8 protein-coding genes and 1 tRNA gene are annotated in these 8845 nt (G+C 52.0%); 2 read left to right on the top strand and 7 right to left on the bottom strand.

Annotated elements, in window-relative coordinates; genetic code table 11:
- Nucleotides 1–140: 140 nt before the first annotated feature.
- The 3 genes from FHS18_RS33895 to FHS18_RS33885 form a co-directional block, all read right to left on the bottom strand.
- Nucleotides 141–884, bottom strand: a complete 744-nt coding sequence (locus FHS18_RS33895) for a DUF4247 domain-containing protein (protein WP_183604800.1) — start codon at nt 882–884, stop codon at nt 141–143.
- A gap of 15 nt (nt 885–899) precedes the next feature.
- Entirely contained in the window at nt 900–1409 is a 510-nt protein-coding gene (locus tag FHS18_RS33890) for a DUF4178 domain-containing protein (protein ID WP_183604799.1), read from the bottom strand.
- A 165-nt stretch (nt 1410–1574) separates the two neighbouring features.
- Nucleotides 1575–2246 carry a PspA/IM30 family protein gene (locus FHS18_RS33885; protein WP_183604798.1) on the bottom strand — a complete coding sequence of 224 codons (672 nt, stop codon included), beginning with the start codon at nt 2244–2246 and terminating at the stop codon, nt 1575–1577.
- Between the two features lie 219 nt (nt 2247–2465).
- Here FHS18_RS33885 and FHS18_RS33880 point away from each other — a divergent pair, with 219 nt between their 5' ends.
- Nucleotides 2466–2690: a hypothetical protein gene (locus tag FHS18_RS33880; RefSeq protein WP_183604797.1), complete on the top strand. Its 225-nt coding sequence runs from the start codon at nt 2466–2468 to the stop codon at nt 2688–2690.
- Here the strand turns inward: FHS18_RS33880 and FHS18_RS33875 are convergent.
- The 3 genes from FHS18_RS33875 to FHS18_RS33865 all read right to left on the bottom strand — a co-directional run bounded on the left by FHS18_RS33875 (nt 2678) and on the right by FHS18_RS33865 (nt 7685).
- Nucleotides 2678–3193 (bottom strand): DinB family protein, encoded by a 516-nt coding sequence (locus FHS18_RS33875; protein ID WP_183604796.1) that lies wholly within the window; start codon nt 3191–3193, stop codon nt 2678–2680. The genes FHS18_RS33880 and FHS18_RS33875 overlap by 13 nt on opposite strands.
- Nucleotides 3194–3256: 63 nt before the next feature.
- A complete protein-coding gene (gene nfsA / locus FHS18_RS33870; protein ID WP_183604795.1) occupies nt 3257–4015 on the bottom strand; it encodes an oxygen-insensitive NADPH nitroreductase in 759 nt (252 codons plus the stop codon).
- 133 nt (nt 4016–4148) lie between these two features.
- Nucleotides 4149–7685, bottom strand: coding sequence for an EAL domain-containing protein (locus tag FHS18_RS33865; protein WP_183604794.1), 3537 nt, complete (start codon nt 7683–7685; stop codon nt 4149–4151).
- Between the two features lie 309 nt (nt 7686–7994).
- On the opposite strand from FHS18_RS33865, the gene FHS18_RS33860 reads away from it, so the two are divergent.
- The gene (locus FHS18_RS33860) at nt 7995–8642 is read left to right on the top strand and encodes a metal-dependent hydrolase (protein WP_183604793.1); all 648 of its coding nucleotides are present in this window, start codon (nt 7995–7997) and stop codon (nt 8640–8642) included.
- A gap of 109 nt (nt 8643–8751) precedes the next feature.
- Here the strand turns inward: FHS18_RS33860 and FHS18_RS33855 are convergent.
- Nucleotides 8752–8826, bottom strand: a tRNA-Gly gene (locus tag FHS18_RS33855).
- Nucleotides 8827–8845 lie beyond the last annotated feature (19 nt).

The following is an 8845-nucleotide window of genomic DNA, read 5'->3' as shown; positions in this document are numbered from 1 at the left end:
TATTAATGGTTACTTCCATTATACAACATTAACGCGGTGTCGTGTTAAATTCATTGAGCATAAGAAAGGCTGTCGAGACTTTCTCGACAGCCTGAGCCCTCTTCCCGAGGGCTGTCCCATTTCTTTCAAGCAACTCGCGCTTATCGTCGCCTGCGTACGCGGCCTGCGCCGGCTTTCGTCCGCGGCACCTTCGATTTACGCGGGGTTACCCCTGTGTTATATCCTCCGCTTCCTGTACCGTCACGTGTAATTCTACCGGAATTGGGCGCTCTATTGGTGCTGTCGCTGCCACCGGGATTCGTGCTCGGCACTTGTTCCCTTGTTCGTCGTACAACGGAGCCCTGCTTGTCCACCGTCATTGGCGGGGCTTTCTGGCGCTCCGCGGTCGTAGGCGTCCGATAAGTGCCGGTCGTCGGCCTGTACACATCCCGATTCGAGTAGCCGCGATAGTTGCCGCCCCGATAGCGCCCGTAATCGAACAGGTCATTCACCAGACTTGCGAGCAGATACCCTTGCAGGAAGCTCATGCTGTAATTGTTCCGCACGTATTCCTTCGTATCCACCTCGATTAAGGTGTCTGATGGCAGCTGCTGATCCTGCTGAAGGTGTATAATCGCATTGGCGTACACGAGGAACATCCGATCGGCTGCCTCAGGCGACTGCTGCTCGGGCGGCGACTGCGCGATCAGCTCCGCGGCGACTTCAGGGACCGTCATGCCAGCAGCCCGGTACACATAGGAGACGGCGGACCCGCCGCCGTTAACGGACTCCAGCGGGTACGATACCCTCACCGTCTGGTCAGCGCCGGCGCAACCGGTCAGCAGCGTTGCGATTAAGCTGAGAATGAGCAAGATGTTGAGCCAATAACCGCTTCGCTGCCGCATTGCCGCTATTCCCTCCTAACCGCCGCCCCGCAGGATGCGAACGTCTGCGGGAAGCACGTCCTCGCCTTCATACAGCATAAACCGACCGTCCTGCCATTCGATCCGCAGCAGCTTCCGGTCATCGGACTGAAACCGCCAAACATATTGTTCCCCGCCCTGCTGGAATGGAGTCCGTCCCATCGTCTGGATAAAGCCGGAATATTGCTCCTCCAGATGATACATGCGGCCATCCAGCTCAATGCTCGTCGGTACCTCTTCGACGGAGTCCAGCCGGCCGTCGATAGGCGTGTACAATTCGTAATCCGAATGCTCACGCTCCTCAATGGACAAGTAACGAATCGCCGAGCCGTCTTGAAGCGTCAGCACGATTTGGTTACGCCGGGGGTTCAGCGTTCGGCCCGTGATCTGATAGGTCACGAGCGATACTTCACAGACGTCGCCTGGACCTACGGTCAGAATACTCCGTTCCTCTCTCGGCGGCTCCGGCTTGGCGACGATATTTCTAATCCGTTTGAACAAGCTCATGATCCCTGCCTCCTTTCCCAGATAAGTACAGCAGCGGACGATCATTTTAGGTTCGATTGCGCGCCAACGTAAAAACGCCTGGGCATTCGGGCAGCCGCCAATATGCGCTGCCGTATATACCCGGGGCGTCTAACGAAACATCCGCGGTTCAGCAGACGACCGCGATCAAAGAGGCTTCTCGTATTTTTTCATCAGCGCGGCGAGTTCGTCTTCGACCGCCTTATCTTTGCCCAGGGCGGCGAATTCGTCGTCAATCGATTTTCCTTTGGTATTCATCTCATTGCTCGCTTCGGCCCGCGCTTCCATCTGGAGCATCTTCTCTTCCATTCGCTTCATGCCTGCGGCAGCCGAATCGGAGTTGAAGCCAGCCATCGACTTATTGATCTCCGTTTGTGCCTTGGCTGCTTGATAGCGGGCAACGAGCGTTTCGCGCTTGTTCTTAAGTTCCGTCAGCTGCCTGCGCATTTCTTCCAGCTTGCCGCGCAGCGTGTCAGCGGCTGCTTTGTTCTGGTCGAAACTCGTTTTATATTCGTCCCGCTTCTGCTCGGCAGCCTTCTTTTCTTCCAACGCCCTCCTTGCCAAGTCGATATTTTGCAGTTGTACCGCCGTCTCTGCTTGTTCCGCCCGCTTATTAACGAGCGCTTCCTGCTCTTCGTATAGCGCTTTGAACTTCTTCTCAATGGCAATCTGAGCGGCGACGGCTTTCTCCGCATCCTCCAGATCTTGCTGCATGTCGCGGATATATTGGTCCGTCAGCTTGATCGGATCTTCCGCCTTCTCAATAAGTGCATATACATTCGACAATGTCAGATCTCGCAAACGCTTGAATACAGACATGAACTGTTCCTCCTTCAAGATCGGCTTCTACAGCGCCTCATACAACTATACGATTTCTATATCGTATTGTTTCAAGTTATTACCATTTATTCCGTTGTTGAGCAATACGCGATGCTCGGTCAGGTATCGTTTATTTTACCCATTTGTGACCCTTTTCGACCCAACTTCGGCATGCTACAATAAGTGAGAATAAGTGCACAAGAGGAGGCCGATGTTCATATGTCGACAAGTGAAGCGAAGAAGAAACGTAAGCAGGCCATACGTTCGGGTAAGGCAGACCCTGCGGACTACCGCCTGAACTGGAACGGTCTATCCGGTGTAACGCGCGTTACGCCAACGAAGCAGGAAGTCATGATGAAGCAACAGCATAAGCACAAAAAGAAATGGAATCCTGACGCGAGCAATGACGCGAGGATTCCATTTTTATTATTCTATACGTTATAACGTTCTCTAAGCACATTCAAGTGATGTTGCTCGTGGCCTGCCAGCATATAGGCAAAGGCTCTAGCGCTTAATGCGCTGTTAGTCGCATTGCCAACGCGAATCCAATGATCGTCCGGTATGCCTCTGATCAAGGTATACGTAGCTTGTCGGACGGCCAAATAATCCTCCAGAACTTGGGCATTCGTCCAACCGTCGTATGGAGCATCCTTCATGATGACATCCTGATCGTAGCCCGGGAGAAGGGTCTGATCGCCGCGTGAAATCCGCAATAACCGATACGTCTGGATGCGCTCATTCTCGGTAATATGCCCAATAACCTCTTTTAGGCTCCATTTGCCTTCCGCATAGCGATATTTGCCTTGCTCCTCCGTAATCTCGTTCAATAACGCCTTCACTTGTTTCTCATTGTTCACCAGCATGTCCAGAAGGTTATCCCCTGGAACAAGATCAATATACCTTGCGAAGAACTCGTTATATTCATTACGATCCGGCTTCGTCAGCATCGCAACCATCCCTCCATTATTGTTTGGATGATTTTACCACAGCATGTCAGATGTGCCTATCCCTTATTTCAACTTAAACCCCTGTTTGGTCAAATGTTCGGCCATATGCCCGCGAAGATTGTTCTCCTTGAGCCTTGACGCCATCTCGATCGACCAATTCGACGTTCGTGCGCCGCCTGAACGCACGGCATAATAGCCGCTCAACTCATCGTCATACTTTTCGACCTGCTCCTTCAATTTCGCGTCACTCGGATAAGCGTCATGAGCATAGACCGCTTCAAGCGGCAATCTAGGCCGCTTATCAGGCGATTGGTCCGGCACACCTACGCACATGCCGAACAACGGATAACTGAGAGAAGGCAGCCCGAGTTCCGTGACGACCGCATCTGGATTGTTACGGATGCCGCCGATATAGACGATCCCAAGACCCAATGATTCTGCGGCGACAGCCGCATTCTGAGCGGCAAGTGAAGCATCTACGGTAGCTAGCAGCAGCGTCTCCATGTTCTGGTGCATCTCCTGTTCCCCTTGCCCTTGAACCGCCAGCTCCAGACGGTGAAGATCCGCACACCAAATGAGGAATAGCGGGCACTCGGCAACATGCCGTTGATTGCCTGTCAGCTCAGCAAATCGCTGCCTGCGTTCGGGATCCGTGATTCCGATCACGGTGTAAGCCTGAATATTCGATGATGTCGAAGCCGCCTGCGCCGCGGCTACGATAAGATTCAATTGCTCGTCGGTCACGGGATCAGGCTTGAATTTGCGAATCGAACGATGCGCCAATAAGGTACGGATGACTTCATTGTCTCCAGTAGTGCTCATACGGGGATTCCTCCTCTGTTAATTGCTGCAAAAAAAAAAGGCACTCCTCCCCAATGGGATGAATGCCTCCTCGTTGCTTAGATTTACCGTTTATCCTAATGGATATGGTGCGAGCCTGTCAAGTTTGTCCGAATCAGGCCTGCTGGTTTCGCATGAAAGCGAGCAGCTCGTCCGGCGGCATCGGCTTGCCGTAATAGTAACCCTGGATGCTGTCGCAACCTTGCATCCGCAGAAACTCAACCTGCTCCGAACGTTCCGCCCCTTCTGCTGTGACTTGTAGCCCCAAGCTTCGCGCGAGCGTAATTATCGTTGTCGTAATCGCCGCATCTTCCAGATCATCCGGCAAATCCTGAATGAAAGAACGGTCGATTTTGAGCGTATTGACCTTGAATCGCTTCAAGTAGCTTAACGATGAATAACCTGTGCCGAAGTCATCGATCGATACATACACGCCAAGCTCCCGAAGCTCGCTAAGGACATTGACCATTCGCTCCTGATCGGACATAAGCGCACTCTCCGTAATCTCAAGCTCCAGCCATTGCGCTTCAAGTCCCGTCTCCTGGAGCGTCCGGCGTACCATGGATACGAAGCCTGGATCCCAGAATTGCTGTGCGGCCACGTTGACCGCCACCCGAAGGAATAATGATTCCTCTTCCGCCCACTCCTTAGCCTGCCGGCAAGCTTCCCACAGCACCCATTCCCCGAGCGTTGCGATGAAGCCCGTTTCTTCCGCCAGCGGAATGAACTCACCAGGCGGGATGAAGCCATGCTGCGGGTGACGCCAACGAATGAGCGCCTCCACGCCTTTGACCGAAGTCGATTCCAGCTCCACCCGCGGCTGATAGAAGAGCAGGAATTCCTGACCGGCCAAGGCGCGGTCAAGCTCGCTCATCAGGACGAATCGCTGGTAGGCTTTGGAATCCAGTTTGGCATCAAAGCCGAAATACCGGTTGCGTCCCGCAGCCTTCGCTTGATACATCGCGTTATCCGCATGCTTAAGCAGCAAATTAGCATCCATGCCGTGTTCAGGGAACTGGCTGATCCCGATACTTCCCGTCAGGCGGAATTCGTGCCCGGAGATGGAGAATGGCTCATTGATGATATTCATCACGTTGCGCGCCATCCGATAGCATTGCTGTTCATTCTCTATTCCCGGCATTAGAAGCGCGAATTCGTCTCCGCCGAGCCGCGCCAGTACCAACTCCGTTCCGAGCCGCTTCAACCGCTTACCGATCTGAATAAGAATCTCATCCCCCGCGTCATGACCGAGGGAATCATTGACGAACTTGAATTGATCCAGATCGATGTAGAGCAGACCGAAACCTCCGCCCTCCCTGCCGTACAGCTCGATATTCCGGTTCAATTCATTCATCAGATGCCGTCGGTTGCCAAGTCCCGTCAGCGGGTCGAAGAAGGCCAACGTTTGTATTTCTTGTTCGGAATGCGTCTGTTCGATGGCAAGCGCAGCTAGCTGCAAGAAGCCCTCGATAAGCTCAGGATCGTTCGCGCGAGGAAGGCCGATCTCTTCGAAGAAGAGGCTGAACACTCCCAGCAGCTTGCCGTTTTTGGCCGATATAATCGGCGTAAACCAACCGGCTCTGATTCCGTGCGCTTTCATCTCCACTTGAAATTGTGAGGCGCTAACTACCGTCAGTTGGTCCATATTCTCGACCCAAATAGCTCGCTGCTCCTTCGAGGATTGAAGTATCGGCCCGTCGAAAGAAAACGGTTGATCCATTCCTGGCGGAAGCCCGAAGGTATGCACATGAAGATAAGGATACCGCTCCTCCTGTTCGAATAACAAGATCGAAGCCTCGTTAGCGGATATGTCCTCTTTGGCCTTCGCGACCAGTTTCTCCAAAATTTCTTGCAGCGGCTTGCCCCAAACCAATTCTTTTAGAATCTCATACTGGGATCGTTTCATCGCCTCTGCCCGTTTACGATCCGTAACGTCTACGGATATGCCATAGATCGATACGAGTTGATCCTGCGTATCGAATACAGGCGTCGAGCTGGTCTGAATCCAGCGTATCTGCCCCGTACGATTGTGGAAAATTCTAAATTCCATCATGATTCCGTCTCGATGATTGGCCATATCACGTACCGCATCTTGGATGACTGGTAAATCCGGCGGATAGACCAGATCGAAGAATAGATCCCGGCCTTGTATTTCATCTTGTCGTGTCACCCCGAATACACGCTCAATGCCAGGGCTTAGGTAGCCCCATTCCTTGGTTCGGTAATCCCGCGACCACAGCACCACGTCCAACTGATTCAGCACCTGCTCCAGACGGAGACGGGTCTGATCCAGCTCTTGTTCAGAGAGCTTCCATGCGGTGACGTTGCGCATAATTCCGATACAGTTATTCGCAATCCCGTCATCTTCTTCGAGAAACTCGCCTTGGATATGGACATATTTCACTTGCCCATTCAGCATTAGAAGACGCACCTCGAGATCAAAACCTTCATGCCGCTCCCTCATCAGCGTAATCAAGTGGTTGAATTCGGTCCGATCTTCGGGATGAATTAAGTTGTAGAACGACTCCAGTTGTACGCCTTGCTGCTCTTGCCCCTCGATCTCCAGGATACGATAAAGCTCCTTAGAGCCCTGAGCAACTTTCGTTTGCAGGTTGAGCTCCCAGTTTCCGGTTTCCGCGATTTGCTGCGCACGTTCCAAATCCCGTTCTTTTTTGCGCAGCTGGTCGGTGATCGTTTTCTCTTCCGTGAATTCGCGCGATACCACCAAGATTCGTTCCAAGTCACCGTATTGGTTCAGAATAGGCGATGCATGGACATGGAAGTGGCGAGCATCATCATCCGCAGTCATAATGTCGTGTTCAAAGACGACAAACTGCTTCTCCTTCGTAACCTTCAGGAACAAAGGCATTAGCCGTTCACGGTGAAGCGGAGGAACGACATCCAGCACATGCATGCCCTTTAGCTTATTCGGGTCGCGGCCAAGCAGCGTCTCATACGAGCGCGAGGCAAAATCAATAAATCCTTTCGCGTCCGCGATTACGAGCAAATCATGCATATTGTCGGCGATGCTGTTGTAAAGACGCACAGAGCCTTCAAGGCTTAACTCCGCTTTTTTGCGCGCCGTGTTGTCTTGGTAACAGATGACCGCCCCGATAATTCGCTTGTCAATGCCATAGATGGGGCTTGCACTGAACGAAATATAGAAATCGATCACCGCGTTGGATAAGACTAACAGATGCTCCTGTTCGATCACTTCGCCTCTCAGCGACCGGTAGCTTGGATATTCTTCTAAGGCAAGCTTCCGCCCATCTAACGTATGAAGTCCAAAGAACTCCGTCCAGTTCTCTTTGGACACTTTGCGTACATCCGGAAAGACTTTCAAAAAATGATTATTGCAATATACAACTTTGCCCTTCGCGTCAAATGCCAGAACGCTCTCCTGCATATTCTCGAGAATCGCTTTATGGATCGTTTTCTCCCGCTTGAACATGTTCAAGCGCCAGACCACATAGAAACTGATCCCTACAGCGGCGATAATTGCGAATAGAATCATATAAGGGGTCTGACATATCCCGGGCAATTGGACTAAATTTTTTCGATCTAATAAATCCATCATGATCCAGACAATAAAAGCCATTAATGCAATGGCAGTCAGGTCCGGGACCATATTCCTCTTAATCTTCCATCTCATGTTGTCTCCTCCGTGAGAAAAGCAGTTCCGATGAGCACCGGCAACCGGTCTATGCAAGCCGGGGGCTACTCGAACTCCCCAAACGTCCATGCTTAGGGTTGTTTCCATGACCGAGTATACTCATGTACTATTAAAATCGGTTAATGGTCGCCGAATTGTTAGTCCATCGATCGTTTTCATTCGTTACTCCGCCTAGTAATTATTGGAGAGGCGGAATTCCATGACGTTATACTCATTTTATGCAAAACAATTGCTCCAAGCCTTGCCAACCGATATAATAAGAACATACATTCGGCATTGGAGGACATCATGAAAGGCAGAACACATGCAATTATTGGTTTGACCATCGGGGCGGCCGCCTCCGTCTATTATCCTATGAGCGTACAGAGCACGGCGCTCTATTTGATCGTAGGGGGATTCTCAGCCCTTAGCGCAGATCTTGACGGCACGAATATGTTGAGCAGCAAGCTCGATAAGCTGACCAAGGCGATTAGAGCCTCTGTCTTATGGGCCGGCATACTTGGGACGATAATCAGTGCCGTCCTGTTCTGGATGCGCCCAGAGCCTCAACTGGTGCTGTGGGCAGCTTCTGGAGCCGCGGTACTATTGGGGTTAATTACGAGGCACGGCACATTGCGCAATCTGCTCGTCTGCTTGATCGGCGTAGGGTTGTTTTACGCGGGGGTCGTGAATGATCATATGCTCTGGCTCATCGGACTCGGCGTGTACATTGCGATCGTGCCTTGGCTTGCACATCGCGGTCTATCTCATAGCATCTGGGCGGTGCTCTACTGGTGCTGGCTTGGGCGAGAGCTGCAAAATGATCTAAACTACGAAGGTGTAGCACTTGTAGCTGCAGCCGGCTATCTCTCGCATCTCGTAGCCGATACCCTTACTCCAAGCGGCGTGAAATGGTTATTTCCGTTATGGAAGAAGAGCATCAAACTTCGTTTCTAATTGGTCGAAGTCTCAACCACAGGCGTGACCCTAAGGGTTTCGCCTGTTTCTGCAGCCAAGAATGAGCACAAAAAAACCAAGACCAGTAAGTCTTGGTACGTTGTCATGATGGAGCGGAAGACGGGAATCGAACCCGCGACCCTCGCCTTGGCAAGGCGATGCTCTACCGCTGAGCCACTTCCGCATATGGTGCGGTCAAGAGG

The organism is Paenibacillus phyllosphaerae, assembly GCF_014192105.1.
In the GTDB taxonomy this organism is placed as follows: Bacteria; Bacillota; Bacilli; order Paenibacillales; family Paenibacillaceae; genus Paenibacillus_Z; species Paenibacillus_Z phyllosphaerae.
This window is presented reverse-complemented; position numbering and strand designations above follow the sequence as displayed.

What these genes read in the sequence shown, in the direction of transcription:
- FHS18_RS33890 (WP_183604799.1), bottom strand. Translation starts at nt 1,409, where the DNA reads ATGAGCTTGTTCAAACGGATTAGAAATATCGTCGCCAAGCCGGAGCCG.
- FHS18_RS33875 (WP_183604796.1), bottom strand. Translation starts at nt 3,193, where the DNA reads ATGCTGACGAAGCCGGATCGTAATGAATATAACGAGTTCTTCGCAAGG.
- nfsA (WP_183604795.1), bottom strand. Translation starts at nt 4,015, where the DNA reads ATGAGCACTACTGGAGACAATGAAGTCATCCGTACCTTATTGGCGCAT.
- FHS18_RS33885 (WP_183604798.1), bottom strand. Translation starts at nt 2,246, where the DNA reads ATGTCTGTATTCAAGCGTTTGCGAGATCTGACATTGTCGAATGTATAT.
- FHS18_RS33895 (WP_183604800.1), bottom strand. Translation starts at nt 884, where the DNA reads ATGCGGCAGCGAAGCGGTTATTGGCTCAACATCTTGCTCATTCTCAGC.
- FHS18_RS33865 (WP_183604794.1), bottom strand. Translation starts at nt 7,685, where the DNA reads ATGAGATGGAAGATTAAGAGGAATATGGTCCCGGACCTGACTGCCATT.
- FHS18_RS33880 (WP_183604797.1), top strand. Translation starts at nt 2,466, where the DNA reads ATGTCGACAAGTGAAGCGAAGAAGAAACGTAAGCAGGCCATACGTTCG.
- FHS18_RS33860 (WP_183604793.1), top strand. Translation starts at nt 7,995, where the DNA reads ATGAAAGGCAGAACACATGCAATTATTGGTTTGACCATCGGGGCGGCC.